We start from the raw sequence: 21311 nt of genomic DNA on the forward strand, positions 1-21311 counted from the left end.
GAGAGATGGTCGAGATCTTCACGATCGGCGGCGGCGAGTACATCGTCAATGTCCTCAACGCGGTGGCCGCCTGGACCGGCGCTGGCGGCTACAAGAGCCTGATCCAGGTGGCGCTGGTGATGGGCATGATCCTCGCGGTCATCACGGTCGCCTTCAACCAGGATTGGCGTGCCTGGCTCAACTGGTTCCTCGGCGCGACGCTGATCTACATGTGCCTGATGGTGCCGCGCATGGACGTGAAGGTCACCGACCGGGTCAACCCCAGCCTTGCTCCGGCAACGGTTGCCGATGTGCCGCTCGGCCTTGCGCTGATGGCGAGCTTCACCAGCCAGACAGGCGATTACCTGACCCGCTCGGCCGAACTGGTCTTCGGGTTGCCCGATGATCTCAACTACTCGAAGAACGGCATGATCTATGGCGCGCGGCTTCTCGAAGCGACCCGTTCGCTGCGGATCGCGGACCCTGAGTTTGCCGCTAATTTCGATGAGCACGTGCGCCAATGCGTGTTCTACGATCTGCTGCTCGGCCGTTACTCGATGAAGGAGCTCTCCGAGAGCGATGACATCTGGGCCACGATCGCACCGGGGAGCGCGGCGCGCGCTCAGAAGTTCCTGACCCGTCAAGCGGACGATACCGTCACCGCATCGATCATCACGTGCCGCGAGGCCTACACCGCGCTCTCGGGCCAATGGGCGGGCCTCATCGACGAGATGGCGCTGATCACGGGGCGCCAGCTCTACCCGCGCCAGACCGAGGCGCTGGCCAAGGCCAAGCTGCTCTCGGATCTGCCGACGGCCTATCAATACCTCTCGGGCGTCTCGAAGAGTGCGAGCGATATCTTCCGCCAGGTGCTGACGATCAATGCGATGAACCAGGCGATGCATGGCTTTGCGGGCGCAAGTGGCCGGGGCAGCATCGATGTTTTTGCTCAGACCCGCGCGGACATTCAGACCGAGCGGACCTATTCCTCGATCGCGCAGAACGCGATGAAATGGGTCCCCATCCTCAACGTCGTGCTGACCGTGGTCTTCTACGCGCTCTTCCCTGTACTCTTCCCGCTTTTCCTGATGCCCAAGACGGGGCCGATTGCGCTGAGGGGTTATGTCACCGGGTTCTTCTACCTCGCGGCCTGGGGACCGCTGTTCGTCATCCTCCACATGATCCTGATGTTCAAAGGGGCGGCCGATGTTGCTGCCGCGGGCGGCGGCGCGGGCCTTAGCCTTGCGACCTTCTCAGGCATGAGCGACGTCAACAGCGATATCGGCATCCTTGCTGGCTACCTTGTAGCCTCGATCCCGTTCCTCGCAGGCGGGGTCGCGCGCGGTGCGCTGGCGATCTCTGGCCAAGCGACGAGCTACCTCAATCCGAGCCAGAATGCGGCGGAAGAAGCGGCAAGAGAGGCCAGCACTGGCAATGTCTCGCTCGGCAATTCAAACATCGACAACTCGACGGTGTTCTCGAGGCAGTTTGCTCAAGGCAGCCTTGCTCCCAGCATTGCCTATGGTGCCGGGCAGATGCGCAGCGTCAGTGACAACGGCACGCAGACCACGGGCTTTCCCAATGGCGAGTTCGCTGCGGTCCCCAACTCGAGCTATCCCTTCACCCCGTCGCTGGGACAGGATTTCACAGCACGGCTCGGCTCGATGGCGAGCCAGAGCCGGACGCAGAGCGAGACCTTCGCCAATCTCGCACAGCAATCGACCAGCTCAGCGCTCACCCGGTTTAGCGAGATCCGCAACGCCTACAGCCAAGGGCGCAGCTCGGATACCGTTAGCGGCACGAGCAGCAGCGACAGCATCGGTACAGCCTTCAGCGAGGTCGACAATGCCTCCAAGACCCTCCAGCAGCAGTTCGGACTGTCCCGGCGCGCGTCTGATGAAATCTCAACGACCTGGTTCCTTAACGGAGATGCGTCGCTGGGTTTGAAGGGTGAGCTTGGCCCTGGATCGGCGCAGATTGGAGTGAAAGGCGGGCGCAACCAATCATGGACTGACACTGACGTCGGGATTGCATCGGAGGATCGCAGCAAGATCATCGGCACTCTGAGCCAGCTCTCCGATAGCCGGAACTGGTCGAGCACCCGCGAAGGCTTCTTGCGGGAGACGAGCTCGACTTCTGTTTCGCAGGTCTCAACCAGCGCCTCTGGGCTCAGCCGATCTCTGACCGAGGCCGAGAGCTACACGCTCGAAGCACGCCGGGCAGAGGAGATGGCAAATCGCCTTGAGGGCCAAGCCAGTTGGTATGAGGGTAACAGCGCGGCCGGGACCCTCAACCTCAGTCAAGCCTACCGCGAATGGGGTATGGGTGAAATTGAAGCCAACCGCGACTACTATGGGCCCGCTCGCTTCGACGACATCACCTTTCAGCTCAGCCCTCGCGGCCAGCAGCTGCAGGCGCGGTTTGTCGAGAGCTACGCAGAACGTCTGCAGGACACCATCGAGAGCGAAATCTCTTTGCCTCCCTTTGCGTCTGTCAGCCGCCCGGAGCTTGGGAGCAGAGATCAAGTGCGAGCCAGAGGAACGGTGGGGGCCTCGCGCGGAGCAAATGTATCAGAAGGGCCTGATCCCTCAGATATTGCTAGTCAAGTCGAACAAGCCCGTCAGCAGGGACGTCAGCGGATTGGAACCGTGAGAGATCAACTTGAGCGCAAGACCAACGAGGCCAAGGGAGCAAGTGAAGAAGCGGCTGACGAAGTGAAGGAATGGCCGCGTCCCTAGAGGATCACATCATTCACAACTACGAATGCGGCGAAGGACGCGAGCGCAATCATAATGGTCACAAGCTTCAATCTTCCCCAAGGGTCAGCCCAAGCTTTCTTCCATGAGTAAGCAGTGAGGCGATTCTCGGAAATGGCGCGATCGAGCTCTCTCAGTCCCTGCCAATCCGGCTGACTGCTTGGATCGTCTTGCTTTGCCATCATAAAGCTCCTGCATCGCTCTCGGTATCGCGCGCATGCATCTTATCACGATTTCTGGTGCTCATGCTTCAGAATTGATGTTTGAAGATCCGGAATGGCTCCATCGGGCCAGTCGGTTCATTCCTTGCCGGGTGGAAAACGCAGCTGGTGGGGGTCTGAGTTGTTGCCGCAGTAGCTGAGTTTCAGGCCATGGCCAGAACTCATTGTTTTGTTTCGATAGACTTGCCCAATTGATTGATGCAGAACTGTCCGGTGACTGCTCTGGTTGAACCTCTTTCTGTCGACGTTGAGCGGCTCGAGCGCGCGTTCCAAGAGCTTCGGGTGCTGACCAGGGGCATGACCCCACAGCCTGCCAAGCAGTCTTTCGATTTGGGGAAGATTGAGCGCGCATTCCAAGATCTTCGGCAGGGCCTGTCTCATGCCAAAGAAACGGGCGGCATCATCAACCCTTGGTCGATCGTCGGCCTTAAGCGTGACGAAGTTCGAAATGCTGGTGCGCTCGCAGGCCTGTGGCTCCCGGAATTTGGTGGAAGTGTCTCGAAGCGATTTCTTGCCGCGACTCTCGAGGCGGCCTTGCCGGATATCGACTGGAGCCGGGAGCTCGAAGCGGGTTATCGCGTCGAAACAGAGTGTAGCCCGATGGGCGATATCTCTGATCGGGTTGACCTCGTCATTGAGACGACCGGTTACGTCATTGGCATCGAGGTAAAGATTGATGCTCAGCTCGGCCCGCAACAAATCGAGCGATATTTGGCTTCGCTGAGCCGCCGTGCGGCACTGCTGCGGCGCCAATCTCGCGTTCTTCTTCTCGCGCCAGACAATATCAAACATCCGGGTGTTCCATCAATCACCTGGCAGGATGTCGCGCTCGCTGCACGATCAGCATCTCGTCAACATCGCGCTCCTCGCCTGTTTGTAGAGCAGCTGATCGCGCATTTCGGTGATCACGTCAGCGCATTCTAAGGAGCTTGTTCATGTCGCAAACGTCAGCCGGCGCTATCATCGTGCGCCACATCGAAGAGCTCGAAGCAGCTGTTCGGTATGCGCGTGGGCCGATGAGCAAGGCACTTGGAAACGCCGTAGCCGAATTACTGACTGATGAGACTCGCAGATTGGGTTGGAATGGCGACATACCTCGTGACCTGAACGAGCAGATTTGGTTTGCGCCAAACGAATGGCGGACTGCCAACGATTCTGAGGATTATTACGATCTCTTCATCGAGCTCGAGGACACCGATTGCATTGACGGGGGGGATACTAGAACCTGGATAGGGACCTTTTGTGGCTTCGCAGGTGCCGGCATCCGCCTTGGCTTGGACACCAACGCTTTGGGGCCGAAGAGTTGGAAATCGTTGTTACGCAAAGAGAGTGATCTGATCGATCAGCTACTGGACGCAGGATTCCTGTGCGATGCAAAGAAGGGTGAGCTGGCAGTGCTTATGACCTTCGACCGCGACGCTTTGGCGCAGGCCTTTGCGGACGACGATTTCGACGAAGCCTTGCTTCCCTTGGCTCAGGCAATCGAACGGATCGTCAAGGCTCGCCCATTACTCGATGAGCTCGTGGGCCTGATCCGCCAGCGCGCCTAAGCCAGGTTGCGCACGAGCGTGATGAGAGGGGTGTAAAGTTGGGGGCAGAGTTTCGGGTGGGTGACGGGGACCCGTTGTGGACCAAGACCGGCAGCTGGACGATGGGGCTCGATCCCCTCGGTCTTCAGGCGACCAGCATCCGGATCTACCAATCGCTAGTCCCAAACATCACGAACATTACCAACCGCCTGCGCTACTATTCCTACTTCCCATGGCTCGTGGGCCTCTACGAGAAGCTGCATCACTCTGACGATCCAGCCAAGTTCGCGACCTTCATGCGGCGGGGGGAAGCGTTGTATGCTCTTGCCACTCTAGTGCACGACCAAGAGGCAAGCGATGGCCTCGGTGGGTCAAACTGGGCGAGCCAGCATCGCGCCGAAGCGGCTGCCAATGGCATCGACCTTCGCCCTTACACTGATGATCGAAAGTCAGACGTGACCTACCTTCAGGCAGCGCGCGGCAACTATGGTGTTGCCTACGCGCCGACGCTCGTCGGCATGGAATGGCTGAGCGATTCCTCGGTGCCCGTCACGCAGGGCCCTGGCCAGAAAGCTGCGGCCGAGTTTGCGTCCTCCATTGGTCAGGTTTCCAGCGATATCGAGGCGGTGCTGCGATCTTGTGAAGCGAGTGCCGAGCAGCTTCAGAACATTGGCGCTGCCATTCATCCTGCGAAGATACCGCATGGCTCGGCAGAGCAGGCCATTCTGAGGGACTTCCTGATCGGCTCCGGCGATACGTCCAAAGACGCCACTTCCCGCCGCTCGTCGATCTGGCTCGTTCTCGACCTGATCGCCAAGGGTGTGACCCAGGGGGACCTCAATGCCCTGCGTCAGGCCTTCTACGCGCGCTCACTTCCGGATGGGCAAAGCTACGCGCTCGAGAGCGAAACCCTCGACCGTTGGCGCGCCTATCAAGCCAACGAATATGGCCAGGTTGCCTTAGCCTGTGCCCTGAACGGGCTGATTGGCAGGCAGTGCGAGGAGTATCCTGATGGGATTGAGCCGAAGAAGCTTGTCAGCGAAGTCGTTGGCGCTGCCATGGCCGGAACCAACCAGAACTTTTCCCAGTGGGCGGACTCGGTGGCTCTCGATGATGGCGCAGACGAAGCAGCGCTGATCACCCCTGTATTGGACAACCTGTCTTCCGATCATCCGCCATCACCTGAGATCATGCTCAAAGCACTCAAGCTCTTGGGCGTACTGTGGGCGAAGTGGGCAGATGGCAGCGGAAAAGTGAGGCCGATCATAGCAAGGGCGGTAGGCCCAGATGGCCGGTCGCTTGATGGTATCCTTCGGACGCTTGACGCAGCGAAGGATAAAGCGGCGGATGAAGCTTTGGCGGCCGTTCTCTTCAAGCACATCATCATCGATCACCAGGTCATCGCTGGTCGTAAGCTCTCATCGGCAGGGACCTTCACATACCACTTCCTTGTCGAGGACGGGCGGCTCAGCGAAGGGCTGCTAGGCCAGTATGGCTACACGACACCACGGCTGTTCAACCTGACGCGGGTCTTGCGTGACGCAGGCTATCTCAACGCCGATGGTGTGACGCGGGATGGGGAGGCGTTCCTTGAACTCCATCAGCCTCTTTAGGGACCTCGCGCGCACCGGCTTTCATACGTCCATCATTACGACCTACTCGGTCGATGCGGCGTTTTATGACGGATCGCTCCACCATCGCTTGCGGGTGTATGGTAGCGAGAACAATATTCTGATGGCTGATGCCAATATGCTTCAGCGCGCCATCAACGAAACCCCGGAGTCCTTTGCAAGAGCGGGCGTCGCCTACGCCCTGGTTCCAGTCGCAGTGCCTGGCGCTTTTCATCCCAAGATTAGCCTTCGCCTCGGCAGTGACGCCGGCTGTCTCATTGTCGGGTCTGCCAATGCGACCGCAGCCGGGTGGGGCAGAAACCGCGAGATTGTCGGCAAGTTTGAGTGGTGGCGTAAGCGCTCTGATGGCGAGGAAACTGCCAATCACAAACTGATCCGCAAGGCGTTCGATTATGTGTCCAGCTGGCTGGCGGACGCAGAGCTGGATGCTGTCAGACGAAAGCTAGAACTGGTCGGGCGTGATGCGGCGTGGCTCTTTGACCTCGAAGCTGAGCAAGGCCCTGTCGCGCTCAATGACGGTTCTTTGGTCGACCTCTTGTGCGAAGACGCGCGCGGCGGACCTGGCATTCTGAGCCAGCTGGTCGGATTGCTTGGTGGTCAGACCGTCAAACGCCTGACCATTGTGTCCCCCTATTGGGATGCCGAGCTCGAGGGGCTCCTGGCGCTGATCGATGCAATTCGGCCAGCGGAAACAGTGATCGCTCTAAGCGCCCATGAACCGCAATTCCCGATCGACCAGCTCGAGCGGATCCCAGAGGCCAAGTTCGCTGGCATCTTCAACGGCAATGATCGGGCACGGTTTATCCATGCCAAGGCCTTCATCCTCGAGACTGACGAGCATGACCATGTGATCTTCGGCAGCGCGAACTGTTCTGATGATGCGCTAGGCTTGATCGATCGACCAGCACGCAACGCAGAATGCTCGGTCTACCGCCGTGTACCTGCAGGACGCGGCCGCGAGCTGCTTGGCGTCGATTTCTCAGTGATAATTGATCGCTCCGATCTTAGAGAGACGCCCAAGGATCCGGTCCCACCGAAATCTGACTCGTCGATCCCGCTCGGGACAATCGAGGCTGCGGGCAGCAGGATACGCTGGGTGCCGTCGCGCCGCATTGTCGATCCTGCAGGCGCGCAGCTCGTGATAGCCGAGGGCGAATACCCGTTCCAAAAGGCGCAAGGCGAGACTTACTCACTGGACCTGCCGGGTAAGCCGCGCTTCCCGATGATCGCCCGCGTGCGCCTCAGTGATGGCATGCTGACCAGCGCGGTTATCGTGAATGATGCCGTGAGCCTGACACATGCCGCCCCAGGCATGGGTGACAGGCGCCTGCGCAATGCGTTTGCGAAGGTTGAGCTCGAGGGCGGCGACTTCCTCGAGCTTGCGAGCCTAGCCGCCATCATCTTTTCCGAGACGCCGGACCGCCGCGGAAGAGCGAAGAAGATCATCGCTGCGGCCGGCCGCGCGGGCGGGAAGGAGAATGAGGGCGATGATGAATACGTCGCCTTTGACTACGACAGCCCCGAAGCCTTTCGCGAGGCGATGTCCGGTAGCGCTCCGTCGAAGGGTGACACGGATCGCCTCAATTTCGACGATCCTGATGCGGTCAATCTGCTGAGGATCATTCTACGCGGCATCGGTCAGCCCGAAAGCGAGGATGACGGCCTCTATAGTGACGAGCTGCCAGACACGGCCGGTGATGATGCATTGAACGACCCTAGCGAGGGGGCGGATGACAACGACACCGGTCGTGATGATCGGCCGACGCCGCGCGAGCCGCGAAAATATAGCCATGAGGAAGCCGAAAGGCAGAGCCTCGACATTCACAAGGCCATATCCTGCTTCGAGGCCTACATCGCGCGCCTTGCCGATGACCCCGCCCCGCCGCCGCGCAAGCTCACAGCCGAGGTGTGTTTCATCTTGCGCTTGATGGTCGAGGCGTGCCGCCGCCCGATGCAGGTTGAGATCAAGAAAAAGCCGAAGTCGCTGTTCGCTCTGGATCTGGTGCCGAAGGCGCATGACCGCGAACGCGCCTTCGTGATCCGCGTTGGCCGCATCCTGCAGGCACTATGGGTCGGCACCAAGTCGAAGCCGCCATTGCTGTCGCGCATATCCATCGCGCATTATCAAACCGAACTGCCGTTCGACTGCTTCGCGATCGTAGCTCTGACCCGGTGGGCGCTGGCGCGATCAGTGATGGCGGTAGCGGGCACCAAGCAGTCGGGCTTGGCGACAGTTGTAACGACGAGTGCCATTGCAGTTTGGAAGGCGACTTGCGCGTGGCCGCACCTCGATAAGGAGGCCGAGCTTGAGTTTGTCGCCAAGCTCGATGCGGCGCTGGGAATCGACCCGGAGGAGACCGGCGCGCTGCTACGACACTATGCCGACCTGACCGCGCTGCTCGCCACCTTGCAACCTGCAAACTGACCCGGCGCCTTACTGTGCGCATTCGAGATAGCGGCAGAAGGCATTGGCTAGCTGCATTTGCCGCGGCGTTCGGCATTCGGCTTGGAAGACCTGGGGTGAGCCAACCAGGATTGTGACGCATTTCGCGCGCGAGGTAGCGACGTTGAGCCGGTTGAGGCTGTAGAGGAACTCCATCCCGCGCGGCGCATCGGCATGCGATGAGCTCGCCAACGAGTAGATCGAAATCGGCGCCTCTTGGCCCTGGAACTTGTCGACCGTGCCGACGCGCGCTTGCGGCAAGCGACGCTGGATTTCGAAAACCTGCGCATTGTAGGGGGCGATGATCAAGATATCGTCGATCCCGAGCGGCTTTTCCTCGCCTTCGCGGCCGGTCCATGTTGCGCCCTGCGCCAAGACCTCGGTCACAAGGTCGGCGATAAGGTCAGCCTCTTCTGGTGAGCAGTTCTGATTACCGGAGTGCTCGACGGGGATGAACCTCAGACCTGTGCCGCCTGCAATGCCTTGGGCATTCACCCGCTGACCTGAGGTCTCGTCTTTGGAGGAGAGTTTCCCTTCATAGAAGAGCTCGGAGGTATAGGCGCAGATCTCCGGATGAAGCCGCCATGTGACGTCGAGAAACAGGCCTTCATCCTCTGCGATGGTTTGCTTGCCCGAAAGGAGGTGGTCGAGCGCAGAGCAACCAGCCCCATCTGGATGGCTCCCCTGCATCGGTTGGTCGAGCTGCTGCGGATCGCCGAGCAAGATGAGCGATTTCGCCGCTTGCGACACAGCCAGGACATTTGCGAGCGACATTTGCGCCGCTTCATCGACGAACAGGACATCGAGACATTCGAAGGCATCGGAGATCGACCAGAGCCACGCGGTTCCGCCAGCAACGCTGCAATCAGCCTGGAGGGCAGCGAAAACTTCGGCATTGCTCTTCTTCGCGAACCGGAGCCGGTCTGTTGCCTCCTCTTTGGAGCCGCTCTTGGGCTTCTGAATGCAGACCAATGGCGTGCCGGTCTTCTCGGCGACCTCGATGACCTTGTTGAGAAGGTTGCGGATCACCTCGTGACCATTGGCGACGATACCGACCTTCTTGCCTTGCCGAACCAGCTCGCAAATCATGTGCGCGCCTGTGTGGGTCTTGCCTGTCCCGGGAGGGCCTTGGATCGGGAGCACACCCGAGGCGAGGAGAGGGGCGATGCGGACCCCGGCTTCGAGCGGCTTTTCACTTTCGAGCCGCGGCGGGCTGCCATCCGCAATGCGCGGCGCGACCCGCATCAGCATGTCGCGCGCCGCTTGATAAGCGTCTCCGCCCTCCATGCCGTTTTCGCACACGTAAGTCGCGAGCCTGACGAGGGCCTCCTGCATCGGTTCCGACGAAACATATTCATGCACAAAGACGGCTGTCGGGTGCTCCCCCGCCATCGCAGCAGTCTTCTTGATGTTGATAGTGCGCTCCTCACGGGAGATGTCTTCAACCGTGCCGATGCTTTTGCCGCCGACGGCCTTGAGCCCTTTGCCCGCCCGAATATCGGCTTCCTGGACGGGAAAGCTGTAACGGTGGATCGGACAATTGGCCGTGCCGCCCACCGTTTCAATGAAGGTGAGGCCCGACAGGCCTGCACGATCGTCAAGCAGTTCGTCGGCCGATAGGTCGCAAAGGCGGTAGTACTCCCACCAAGTCGCCTTTTCCTCGCGCCGATGCCACTCGAGGAGATTGGCCAGGAGCCAGCGTGCATGCTGCTCGGGGCTGCGCTCCTCGGGATCGGCAGGGACATCGGCGACAAGCTGCTCGATCAAGGGGGTAATCCGCTCGAGCCACGCGGAAAGGTTTTCGCTGGGAGCGCCATCGCCTGGCTCCGGCCGCGTGATCTCAATGCCCTGTTCGATCAGCTTCGTTCGCTGCGTCTCAAGCCAGTCGCGCAAGGCCTCGGTCGAGACGCAATCGTCGCGATTATACGCTTCAACGGTTTGTCTGTCCGCCGGCAAGATTCCGGCTGCGTCGTTGAGCTCCAGGCTGACTTGCAAGCGGTTTAGCGCAAGGTTGGCGTCAGGCAGGCTGGCGTCGCGCACATAGCCGTAGAGCGGCTCCAATCGCTTGATCGAATAGCTCTCGACACCTGCACGCAGCGAATGCCGGACGACACTGAGAAGATCGACAAAGACAAGCCCGCGCAGCAGCGCGTCTAATGCGTCCTCGCGGGTGCCATAGCGGCCCATGAGACGCTTGAGTGCCCCCGGCTCGTATCCGCCATAGTGGTAGACGTGGAGGTTCGGGTAGGTCTGCAGTCGGTCAAGCACGAAATCGATGAAGGTCTCGAAGGCGGCCTTCTCTGCTGTCCGGTCGAAGGCCCAGAGGCCGCGATATTGCGGTTCGCCATTCTCGCGGAAGTGGAACCCCAAAAGATACTCGAGGCCATGCTGACCGACGAAGGAATCGCCTTCGAAGTCGAGGAAGATGTCACCATCGCAGGGCTCAGGCAGGCAGTTGAGCCCAAATCCAGCCACCGGCGCGAGCATTTCGTAGCGCAGCTCGCCGCTGGCCTTGCTCTCGAGCTGGATCCGCGCCTGTTCTCGGACCCGCGTCAGCGACTCTCTCGACCCGCGCTCGGGCTTCCATGGGAGAGGCAAGGGCATCTCAGAGAGTGCCGTTGCTGTCGTTATGCCGTGGTCCTTGAGTTCAGCGATCTGCAGCGACGAGATACCCGCAACGAGGCAAAGATGATCGTCGTCGCGGCGCTGTTTGTCGCACCGCGTGTTCCAGGTGCAGATATCGCAATGCGAGGTTGGTTCGGGGTAAGTCTGCGGAGGCTCTTCAGCTCCGATCGCCCCCAGAAGCCCCTGCTTCACCTGGCGATGATAGGCTGCGAAATCTGCAATCCTATAGCGCTCGGGCTCGAAGTCGGTCCACGGCGGGATCACGCTGGCGAAAAGCGGCATAGTCCCCTGCACTTCGCCGATCAGCTCGGAGTAAAGGCACAGCTGCAGCACCGTGCCGCCCTTGGTTTCTCGGGCGAGCTTGGTGTCAGCTGCTTCGTAGGACCAGTCGCCAAGCTGGCTCGGCATGGAGACACGCCGCAAAATGTCGGCACGCCCGGCCCAAGATCCACCGCGCAAGGCACCTTGGACAATTACGTCTACGCCTTCGCGCATCGCAGCGATGGTTTGGGCGACGGCCTCATCACTGACGTCGACGCCTTCGATGGTAACGATTGACAGGCTTTGAGCCCGCAGGTGCTCAACATAAGCGAGCTCGTGTTGCTTGCCGCGCTCCCAAAGCGCTTCAAGTGCGGGATCGAAAAACTTGGGGCGCGTGAACTCACCGCGCGCGGCGGCATGCTCGAGCTGGGTCAAATGGCGACAGTTCAAATATCCGACGAGGTCGGACGCACTGAGCCGAGCGCTGCCATCTTGAATTTGCATCTTCGTGCCCCCTGATAGGGGCCGTGCCCCTTAACTCTTCCGCGCGCGGCGACCCTCTAAACACCAATGACGTCAAAAACTGTCATTGCGCTTCAGACGACGTCCTTTGAGATGAACGACACTGTGGATCCGCGGTGATCTTGGATTGGCGGGATCTCAGAAGGGCGTCGTAGCTCGAGTTGCTCCGGAATATCTGACGTGAGGCCATAGGCCAGGAGCAGCCGTGATGCATCGCACTTGAGGCTCGTCATGTGGGCTGGTGGGCTTGGCTGGATGACCTTGAGATCGCCCAAGGTTGGGCGAACCCGCGTGATGAACTCTTTGTGCACCGGCGTTTTCGAGCCGCCCCCAATCGAAATGAGCTGGACAGGGCTGCGGCGCAGTGTCGCATCGAAATTGCGCGGCGCGACGTTCGGATGACGCGCATGGTTCAATACCTCGCGGTATTGCTCAGCGCAGGCCAATCTGAACAAATCGTCGGAGAAGCCGCTACTGCGCGCTGCATCGAGAGCTGCGGCTCCAAGCAGCTTCACCTCGGCGGCGAAAGCAGCAACGCGCACGCGTTCTACAAGGTTGAAGGCGACCACATCAAGGGTCGAGGCACCGACATCAATGAGGATATGCGCGCCGTCGTTGGCGAAAGGCTCGTTTGCGTACCCGGTGATCGCTGCGGTCAGCTCGGGCACGAGGTCAAAGCCGCCAGGTAGCTCATGGGTCGAGGCCTGGTAGATTTTCCGCACCATGGCGTGTGTGAGGCAAGCTGCATGCGGCATGAGGCCGCGTGCGGCACTCACGATATGTCTGAAGTCACGGTAGGTCCTGTTTTGATCTTGGGCTACAACCGGGATGCCGATGTTGATCGAGAGGAAGTTTCGCGCTGCATCTAGGCCCAGAGGGCGGTGCTTTTCGTACCATCCCAGGCAATGTGAAAGCTGGAGAGCCAAGAAGGCCGCTGCGGCTTCGTTTCGCGTCACAGGAAACTCAGGCAGGACTCTTTCGCCGCCGCCTTCTGCCAAAATGCCTGCCTTAAAGCCCTCCAGCGCGACCATGCCTTTGCCAGGTAAGAGAGAAAAGGCGTCGGTCTCAGGTGAGAACCACAGCACGCTTTGCCATAGATAGGGGTGGCTATTGGATTGCAGGAGGTTGGGCACCGGGCGGGCCGCAACCGGATTGCCCGCCTTATAGGGCTGACGCACCGCGATTTTGATTGAGCTGGTCCCGAAGTCACAGCCGATGATATATCCTGGTTCAGACGGTCCAGGACGTGCCACAATCGTCTCTGCACCCAGCGCGATGCTTGCCTCGATGTCGGCGCGGACCCAAGGTAATGCACGCTGAGGCCGTTTCTCGATCGGTGGCGGCGCAACCTTGAACAGTGCTTGGACCTTCCCAAGAAGGTCTTTCGCCGTGGGCGGTGCCTGCTTGGGACGTTCCGGAGGGCATGGGGGCTTTTGACTGATCGGCCCGGCGCTTGCACCTTTGTCGCCCTTCGGCCTGAGTTTTCCAGTCACGCGATTGGGCAAGTCTGGCAGTCTGCCCTTCTTGTCAGGCTTGTTCTTTTTCTGAGACCCTTTGGCATTTGGCTCAGCAACCACTTCAGGCTGGGGCGCCTGTGTGATCACCTCAGGTTTCTTTCGCTCTTCTGGTGGCCGCTTGGGCAATAGCCCACCCTTGATCTGATCAGGGAGCGGAGCCGGAGTCTCTATTTTGACGAGCTTGGAACGCCCTCGATCGGTATGCTGAACTTCGAACTCCCTTCGTTTGCCTTTCGGCGGAAGAGCTGAAGCTTGCTCGCTCCCCTTAGCCAACATCGCCGCTTCCATATCGGCGAAGTCATTCTCCACCAGCGGAGCGGGTTTTGCACGGCTGACCGCCTTCTTGCTTGGTTCGCTCCGAGCCGAGCCTTTGAGGCCCTTGAGAGCCTCCGCTACCTCTTCAAATGAGCTGAAGGATTGCCCCCTTTTCCCCATTTTTACCGCGCCTCAACCGTGATCAGAGCAATGCCCGCCAGGATTGGGTCGTAGAATTCCAGCTTCCTTTCGCGGACCGTGATCTCATCGAGCTTTGCGTCCATCCGAGCCAAGAACTTGTCGAGCTTGCCTTGCTCAGCGCGCGCAATGCGCATGCGGCCGTCTCCACCTGTTAGCCTGAGGTCGAGGATCTTCGCCTGCGCCTCTCGGCGACGACGCTCCTTATGCTCAACGATGAGCGCGCGCTGCGTATCGACCCTGTCGTAGTGGTCTGCCGCCGTTGCCTCCTGGAAGTTTTCCCAGGCGGCGTCGAGGGCCGGCCGAAGCCGTTCCGCTATTGTCTCATGCGCCAAATGGAGCTCGTCGCGCTCGACGCTACGCAGCTGGGGAGCAGTAGAAAGGGCCTCCATCAGCAAGCGCTCGGCATCGTCTTCTTGGACAATGCCGTGGGTTGAAAGGTGCACGCCCAAGAAGCTCAACCGATCGATCGGCAGAAGCCCGTCGATCGACCAGCGCTCGACGGCTACAGCATATGTCCCGGACTTGAGCTTGAGCCCATCAGGCTTTCGAATACGAATTGCGGTCGCTGGGCGCGGGGCCATACCCACTTGCCGTTCATCCAGGATCCGAGCGCAGAACCTCGCCAGCGGATGGGTCATCGGCACGGCTTCTAGTGCTCTGTATCGCACAGGATCGGGATTGCTGCCGAAGACGACCTTCACACCGGTCGCGGCATCGCGGCTGAACTTCGTCGGATACCGCCGAATATGCTGCGAGCGATAGCGCTCGAAATCGGCTTGCCCTCGGGCCGACAGGCGTATGTCGTATGCATCGACATCGAGATTGGGGATCGGCTCGATCCGGGTGCCAGGATAGCTGTGCGTCAAGACCGCAGAGACGTAGTCTCGCAGATCGTCGGCAGTGAGACGCTTATGGGGCGCCTGCGCGTCCTTGATCTTTTGCAGGATGCTGTCGCCATGGGCCACGAGTCCAGGCGCTTCGCGCTCGAGCTCTTCACTTTCGCGCTTGCGCTGTTCGGCCGCCTGCATAGCGCGATTGAGTTCAGCCTCCCTCTTCTCAGGACTGAGCTCGGGATCCGTTAGGACCAATTCGATGTCCCTGATCATCTCGCCGAGGATTGGCTCGAAATCGCCAAGGGCTTCTCGGATGATGCCTAGGCGCTCATATAGCCGAGTGTATACCTGCTCCTCGATCGTATCCTCGGCGATCAGGTTGATGATCTCAATCGACGGTGAGCGCTGACCGATACGGTCAATTCGGCCGATCCTTTGTTCAACCTTCATCGGGTTCCAGGGGAGATCCCAGTTGAAGAGAATTCGGCAGAACTGAAGGTCTAGACCTTCGCCGCCGACTTCTGATGTCAGCAGAATGGTGCCGCCCGGCGAGTCCGCAAAGCGGGCTATCGTCGCCTGGCGGTCGTCCTTGATCCCGCCATGGAGCTCGATGACGCTACGTCCAGCAGATTGCAGGCGGCGCGCTAGATAAGAGATCGTCCGACGGAAGCTGGAGAAGACAATGATGCGCTGACTTGGGTCTCCCTCGAGGATGCGGCCGATCCATTCGAGCAGGCGGTCAAACTTCGTATCAGACGCTTCGAGCTCTTGAAGGGTCTCGGGATCATCACAGATTTCACCCAGCGCTTGAATTAGCGGCCCGGGCACCTTCGCCGCTGGCCGGTCATCGTCTTCCTCATCGAGCTCAAGCGACCCGCTGCGTTCCCCCCAGTGCCGATAGGCAGCTGGCAGGCTCGAGGCGAGGAAGCGCTGTGTTTGTGCCAGTAGGAACCGCTCATTAATGTCATGAGTGAAGGCATATTCTTCGATGCGCCGCGTGGCGGCATCATAGAAAGCACGCTCCGCCTCTGACATTGGCCAGCGTGGGGCTTGGGGGCGACGCTCGACGCGAAACTCGGCCACGTCGCGTCGGCGGGTACGGTTGATGATTGACCCGAGCAGCGACATCTCTTCTATGCGGGCTGCCACGGCCACGCGGTTGGCGGGATTGTCTTCCATGCCCTGCGCGAGCTCGTGGCGCAGACGCTTAAGGCGTCCTCCTGTTTTGAGCACTTGGCCCTCGGGCAGTTGGTCGACCAGCTTGATGAGGTCTGCCATCGATGTGCGAGGGTCGCGAGCAGCCTCCCAAGCGGCAATCATTGGGGCGTTCTCCGCTTGTAGCACATCGAAGAGCCACTCGCGCTCGAAGGTCTCGGGATCGATCAGTTTGAGGATCGCACGCAGGTCATTCGCCCGCAGATTGATCGGCGTCGCTGACAAGAACACCGAGTAGTCGGATGCTCCGGTCACCATCTTCCCGAGCTTGTGGTTGAGCGTCTCAGTATTGCGAAGGTGGTGGGCTTCATCGAAGACCGCGAGATCGAAGAGCTCTTCCTCAGCATCGGCTATGTACCGAGCTAGCTCTGCCCGCGGCCCCTTCGCCGGCTCATCTGGATGGTTCCAGTTTTTGGGGGGACGTATCGCCGAGAGTGAGGCAATCGCGGCAAACCCCTCGCGCCGCACCTGATCGTCTTTGATCCGATCGAGGAGGTCGGCTGCGTTGCAGATGCGGGCATCGACATTGAACTTCGAGCGTAGCTCCTCACGCCATTTCTCGGCCAAAGGCTTGGGGCAGACGATGAGCAGCCGGCGGCTATCAAATCGTGCCACGAGCTCGGTCCAGATGAGACCTGCTTCAATGGTTTTGCCGAGACCCACTTCGTCCGCGATCAGCACGCCTCGCGAGGGTGAATTAAGAAGCTTGAGGACCGGCTTAAACTGGTAGGCATGGAACTCAGTGTTGGTTGCCCCAATGCTGTAGATGATGTCGGCTAGCTTGCCGGTCATGCGCATGTGTGTGAGTGTACGGCGCAGATCCTCGGGCGCGGAAAGCTTGCCGGCTGCAAGGTCGGCTAGCGCATCGGCGACCTCAGGCACTTCCTCAAGCTCAATGAGCGGCACCGTCCGTCGGCCTGTGGGGAGCTCGATCTCCATGAACACGCGCCCTGCCCTCTCGAGCGGTGGCTTGTCCGTGATCAGTCCGATCGACGATGGATCGCCTTTTAGCCTAACGCGGGTACCGTGTTGCAAAGACATCCTCCAAGTCGCGAGCATCGATATTCGCCGGAGAGCATCTTGACCGTCAAGTCTCTCTAGGCAGTAAACCATTAATATTGTTGCTGATAGTCAGAAGCGCTTTATGTGCGCCTATCCTGGTGACAAACGGAAGAACACAGGGGGGCGGGGGCTTTCTGGGGGCCGACCTCGTAGCTTTCCGTTTGCCCGTGTGACCGCCTGAATTTCGCATCGTGGCCTTGAAGGCGCAACCTCGACGGACTTTATCGATGGCCCGCGCCCCTAACTGCTGGCCGTTCGGAAAATTCTTGAATATTTTACCCGATAGAGCGCATGAGGGTGAAATGATCGAGGAAATTCTGACTGTTCGCGAGGTGGCCAAGTTCCTAAAGGTCACTGAGCGAACGATCTATCGGCTCGCGACTGAGGGTCAAATCCCTTCGTTCAAGGTTGGAGGATCTTGGCGCTTTCAACGGTCAGACCTCATTCAGTGGATGAATGATCACGCGAAGGGGCAAATTGTTCGCGACAGCCAACCGGACGGGGAGAAAGACTGAACATGCTCGGCTTGACGCTACGAGAAGAATTCCGGAGCAAGCGCCTCAAGGGCACTGCGATCGAGCTGTCGAACGATTCCAATACCGGCGCGACCCAAATCGCTGCTCAGGAATTCCTCAATATCACGTACCCGACCCACGACTTACTCAAGGGTATTGAGGCGGTCGGCCCCGGCCAGGGGCGCCCGGTCGTCGTTATTGGTGAGCGTGGGCTTGGTAAGTCGCACTTGATGGCTGCGCTATTTCATGCGGTGAATGATGCCGCTTCGACTGGCGCTTGGCTAAACTCCTGGGCAACAACCCTACGCGATCCAAAGATTTCCAACATCGCGCTGCGCGACGGGATGCAGGTGATCGGTGAAAGCCTGCACCGCCAGCGATACAAGTTTTTGTGGGATCTTCTGTTTGATCGGCATCCTCACGGGTCTTATATCAAGGGCAAGTGGGAAGGCATGGGTGTGGCGAAGACCGATATCCCTTCCGACAAGCTGATTATGGAGATGCTCGAAGCCGCACCGACGATGCTGCTTCTAGACGAATTTCAGACTTGGTACGACGGCCTCACGAATACCAAGCAATACCCATGGAAGAATTGGGCATTCAATTTCATTCAGATTCTGTCTGAGATTGCCAAGGATCGGCCTGATCTGCTCGTGCTCGTGATCTCCGTTCGCAACGGCGGTAGTGACGCATACCAGCAGGTGCACCGCGTCAACCCGGTAGCCATTGACTTCAAGGCTGGCGGTAACGCTGAGCGGATCCAGCAAGATCGCCGGCGAATGCTGTTGCATCGCCTTTTTGACAACCGCCTGCAGATTGCAAATGGAACGATTGAAGCGCTGGTTGCGCAGCACGTCGCAGAATATTTCCGGCTGCAGGACATCCCACCGTCGGAACAAGACCGCAAACGCACCGAATTTACCGAGTCATGGCCTTACGCACCACACCTCCTGCGACTGCTTGAAGAGCAAGTTCTGATTGCGACCGACGCGCAGGAAACGCGCGACATGATCCGCATTCTGGCGAATTTGTATAAGAGCCGCGGGGAAACCTCGCCAGTTCTCACGGCCGCGGATTTCCGCCTGGACGACGATGCTTCAGGCATCGGCGCTCTATTGGATTCTGTGTCCAATGAGCATCATCGAACGCTACGGGCCAAGGCCCAGCAGAACATCATTTCAGTAACGGAAGCGGTGTCGAACCACGCTACTCTCGCTCCTCATCTTCAAGAGATTGTGGGCGCGTTGTGGCTCCGATCCATCGCTGTCGGCAATTTGGCTGGAGCAGAGCCTACAACACTGCAGGTCGATATCACGCGCGACAAGGTCGTCGATGACAATGCGTTTCAGGTGGAGCTATCGACCATCGTCGAGAACAGCTTTAACATTCACCAAGACGGCCCTCGGCTTGTGTTTCGCGAGGAAGAGAACCCTCGTGCAAAATTGATGGCGTGCGCACGAAACGACAAACTGTTCACCGACGGAGCCGATCAAGCCCAGCTATCCAAACAAGTGCGCTATGTAATCGGCGGCACGGATGAGGTTGCAAAGGTTTTCCGCGTTATCGCGTTGCCGAAGTCTTGGCAGACCGATCCATGGTCCGCTCTCGATGAAACAGAACAACCGGATCGCTGGGATGAACGCCTGCCGATCTTGGTGCTGCCTGAAGAACCCGAGAATATCGCTCCCGCCCTCGGCCGTTGGCTCAAGGATCATCTGCAGAAGCGGCGCAACACGATCCGTTTTCTCCTCCCGCGTTCTGGTTCACTAAACGCCTACCAGGATCGAGACCTCTTGATCCTGGCTCGTGCCGAAATGAAGGCGCAGGAATGGAGCGGTCAGAGCCCGGAATACAAAAAGCTCCACACCGAATACCAAAGCGCGCTTCGCGATATGCTGAAGAAGCGCTTTGATCGCTTCGCAGTTTTGCATCGTTGGAATTTTGCGGACCCAAGCCAATGCGTGTTCAGCGTTGAGAGCTTGAAGAAGCAAGGCGCTCAGATTCCTGAGGGCATTGAAGAAGCCTTGGTCAACGATCTGTTCGTGCCTGAAGATTTCGAAGATCTGGTCCTGGAGGCTGCGGCGGAAAATTCGGCCGTTGGCAAGCTGCTTCGTGAATTGCAGGAACCCCGGCCTGCGGGTCAGGACTGCATACCTTGGCTCGGTGAGACGGCCATGAAGGAACGCATCCTTCGTCTGTGCGCAAAGGGCAAGATCGCCATCAATCTGCGCGGCATGGAATATTTGCAGACACAGCCAGGGGAAGATGAAGACACAGCGTGGAAACGCCTTCGCCCCAAGCTTTCTTACACCGGTCGGCAGCTCGATGAGGTGTTCCTCATGGCGCCATCGGCAGTGCCAACAACGGGTGGCAGTACGCCCGTTACACCGACGCCAACAGGTGGGGGTGATGCTGGCGGTCTTTTCGGTGGTGCCACAACGCCGCAGCCCAGTCCATTCGGTGGCAGCACCGGTGCCGGCGGCGAGGCACAGCCAACTCCCGGAGGTATCTTCGGCGGCACCCCGGTAGCCCCCGGGGGTAAACCTCGAATTCCTCTCAACAATCCCGCCACCTCACCGCTCAATCTGATCGGCAAACTTGAAGGCTGGGGTATCGGCCCGGCCACGAAGGTTGCCGAGGTGGCGATAAAAGTGTCAGCGGCCAATGGTGCCCAGCTCAAGGAGCTTCTGAAGAAGCTGCCGGATGGAATGACTTTTGAGATCAGCCTCGAGAAGGAGGACGATTGATGGCGCTAGATGCAGCGATTCTCGAAAGCTTGGCCAAAAGCTCCGACAAAGATGCATGGCGCGTCATTATCGATAGGACTGTCGAGATCGCTTCAAAGCCATTGGCGGCTGGGAACGCACCGAGCGAGGTGATCAAGCGCGACCGCGAGATCGGAGTGCTCGATCACTTTCTGTCATCCAGCGCTTGGGATCTATGGCAAAGCTTCGGTTCAACCGTTGAACGCAATTCGGATCGTCTCGCGCGCTGGTGGTCGGAACCATACAGCGCCAAAGCTGTGCTCATCTTGGACGGCCTTTCGCTGCGTGAACTGCCATGGTTGCTACAAGGCGCCAAGGAGCGAGGCTTCACGCTGCATGAGGTTTCCGCAAACGCTTCCGAGCTACCCGGAGAAACCAATGAATTTGCGAAGGCTCTTGGCTTCAGCAGCCGGAGCCAGCTGCAAAACAACGGCGGCGGCATGGCGCATAAGCTTCAGCCCGCCGTCACCGAGTGCGTTGATATGCCTTGGAAAGACTGTGAAGGCCTGATCAACGGTTCGAAGAACTGGGTCTTCTGGCACCATTGGCCCGACACTAAGGTCCACGATGGTGCTGTCGCCGGTCAAGGGCTTGATACCTTGATCCGTGACGCTACCGATCAGCTCAACAGCGACGATTTCTGGTCATTCGTTGAACGTCTTGCAACCGGTCGTCGGTTAGTCATCACGTCAGATCATGGCTATGCAGCGACCGGCTACTTCCCTGATGCAGACGGCGAGGTCGGTCAATTTCTGAAGTCGACGTTTGCCAGCAGGCGAAGTTCAAAGGGAAGCGGCGAAACGGGCCCCTTTGTTCCTCCAGTCGCGCTTCAGATCCACAGCCCACACGGCGAACACCGTTTGGCGGTGGGCCGGTGGAAGTGGAAGAGTCAGGGCGGCTATCCCACTTTGACGCACGGCGGCCTCTCGCTGCTTGAGGTGCTCTCTCCCTTCGTCGAGATTACCAAGTAAGGATTGCGCC

12 protein-coding genes are annotated in these 21311 nt (G+C 59.3%); 8 read left to right on the top strand and 4 right to left on the bottom strand.

The genetic code is table 11. From position 1 onward, the window contains the following. Nucleotides 1-5 precede the first annotated feature (5 nt). On the top strand, nt 6-2717 hold the full coding sequence (locus OPU67_RS10245) for a conjugal transfer protein TraG N-terminal domain-containing protein (RefSeq protein WP_267619436.1): 2712 nt from the start codon (nt 6-8) through the stop codon (nt 2715-2717). On the opposite strand, the gene OPU67_RS10250 is transcribed toward OPU67_RS10245, so the two are convergent. Next, on the bottom strand, nt 2714-2920 hold the full coding sequence (locus OPU67_RS10250) for a hypothetical protein (protein ID WP_267619437.1): 207 nt from the start codon (nt 2918-2920) through the stop codon (nt 2714-2716). The two genes, OPU67_RS10245 and OPU67_RS10250, sit on opposite strands and share 4 nt — an antisense overlap. 234 nt (nt 2921-3154) lie before the next feature. On the opposite strand from OPU67_RS10250, the gene OPU67_RS10255 reads away from it, so the two are divergent. From OPU67_RS10255 to OPU67_RS10270, 4 genes are all read left to right on the top strand, one after another. Continuing rightward, nucleotides 3155-3880 carry a PD-(D/E)XK nuclease family protein gene (locus OPU67_RS10255; RefSeq protein ID WP_267619438.1) on the top strand — a complete coding sequence of 242 codons (726 nt, stop codon included), beginning with the start codon at nt 3155-3157 and terminating at the stop codon, nt 3878-3880. Between the two features lie 11 nt (nt 3881-3891). Then, on the top strand, nt 3892-4506 hold the full coding sequence (locus OPU67_RS10260; protein ID WP_267619439.1) for a hypothetical protein: 615 nt from the start codon (nt 3892-3894) through the stop codon (nt 4504-4506). Nucleotides 4507-4580: 74 nt separating this feature from the next. Then, a complete protein-coding gene (locus OPU67_RS10265) occupies nt 4581-6098 on the top strand; it encodes a hypothetical protein (RefSeq protein ID WP_267619440.1) in 1518 nt (505 codons plus the stop codon). Then, nucleotides 6076-8541, top strand: coding sequence for a hypothetical protein (locus OPU67_RS10270; protein WP_267619441.1), 2466 nt, complete (start codon nt 6076-6078; stop codon nt 8539-8541). Before OPU67_RS10265 ends, OPU67_RS10270 begins: the two co-directional genes overlap by 23 nt. 9 nt (nt 8542-8550) lie before the next feature. Here the strand turns inward: OPU67_RS10270 and OPU67_RS10275 are convergent, their stop codons facing one another. The 3 genes from OPU67_RS10275 to OPU67_RS10285 all read right to left on the bottom strand — a co-directional run bounded on the left by OPU67_RS10275 (nt 8551) and on the right by OPU67_RS10285 (nt 16927). Further along, nucleotides 8551-11949 (bottom strand): TM0106 family RecB-like putative nuclease, encoded by a 3399-nt coding sequence (locus OPU67_RS10275; protein ID WP_267619442.1) that lies wholly within the window; start codon nt 11947-11949, stop codon nt 8551-8553. A 92-nt stretch (nt 11950-12041) separates the two neighbouring features. After that, nucleotides 12042-13919, bottom strand: coding sequence for a hypothetical protein (locus OPU67_RS10280; protein WP_267619443.1), 1878 nt, complete (start codon nt 13917-13919; stop codon nt 12042-12044). A gap of 2 nt (nt 13920-13921) precedes the next feature. Further along, nucleotides 13922-16927, bottom strand: a complete 3006-nt coding sequence (locus OPU67_RS10285; protein WP_267619444.1) for a helicase-related protein — start codon at nt 16925-16927, stop codon at nt 13922-13924. Between the two features lie 350 nt (nt 16928-17277). Between OPU67_RS10285 and OPU67_RS10290 the strand changes: the two genes are divergently transcribed. The 3 genes from OPU67_RS10290 to OPU67_RS10300 are packed head-to-tail and all read left to right on the top strand — an operon-like array spanning nt 17278 to nt 21301. After that, nucleotides 17278-17565, top strand: coding sequence for a helix-turn-helix domain-containing protein (locus tag OPU67_RS10290; RefSeq protein WP_267619445.1), 288 nt, complete (start codon nt 17278-17280; stop codon nt 17563-17565). A 2-nt stretch (nt 17566-17567) separates the two neighbouring features. Then, nucleotides 17568-20312, top strand: a complete 2745-nt coding sequence (locus OPU67_RS10295; RefSeq protein ID WP_267619446.1) for a DUF499 domain-containing protein — start codon at nt 17568-17570, stop codon at nt 20310-20312. Then, nucleotides 20312-21301 (top strand): hypothetical protein, encoded by a 990-nt coding sequence (locus tag OPU67_RS10300; protein ID WP_267619447.1) that lies wholly within the window; start codon nt 20312-20314, stop codon nt 21299-21301. Before OPU67_RS10295 ends, OPU67_RS10300 begins: the two co-directional genes overlap by 1 nt. The last annotated feature ends 10 nt before the right edge of the window (nt 21302-21311 follow it).

The sequence above is a fragment of the Erythrobacter sp. WG genome (assembly GCF_026586795.1).
GTDB lineage: Bacteria > Pseudomonadota > Alphaproteobacteria > Sphingomonadales > Sphingomonadaceae > Erythrobacter.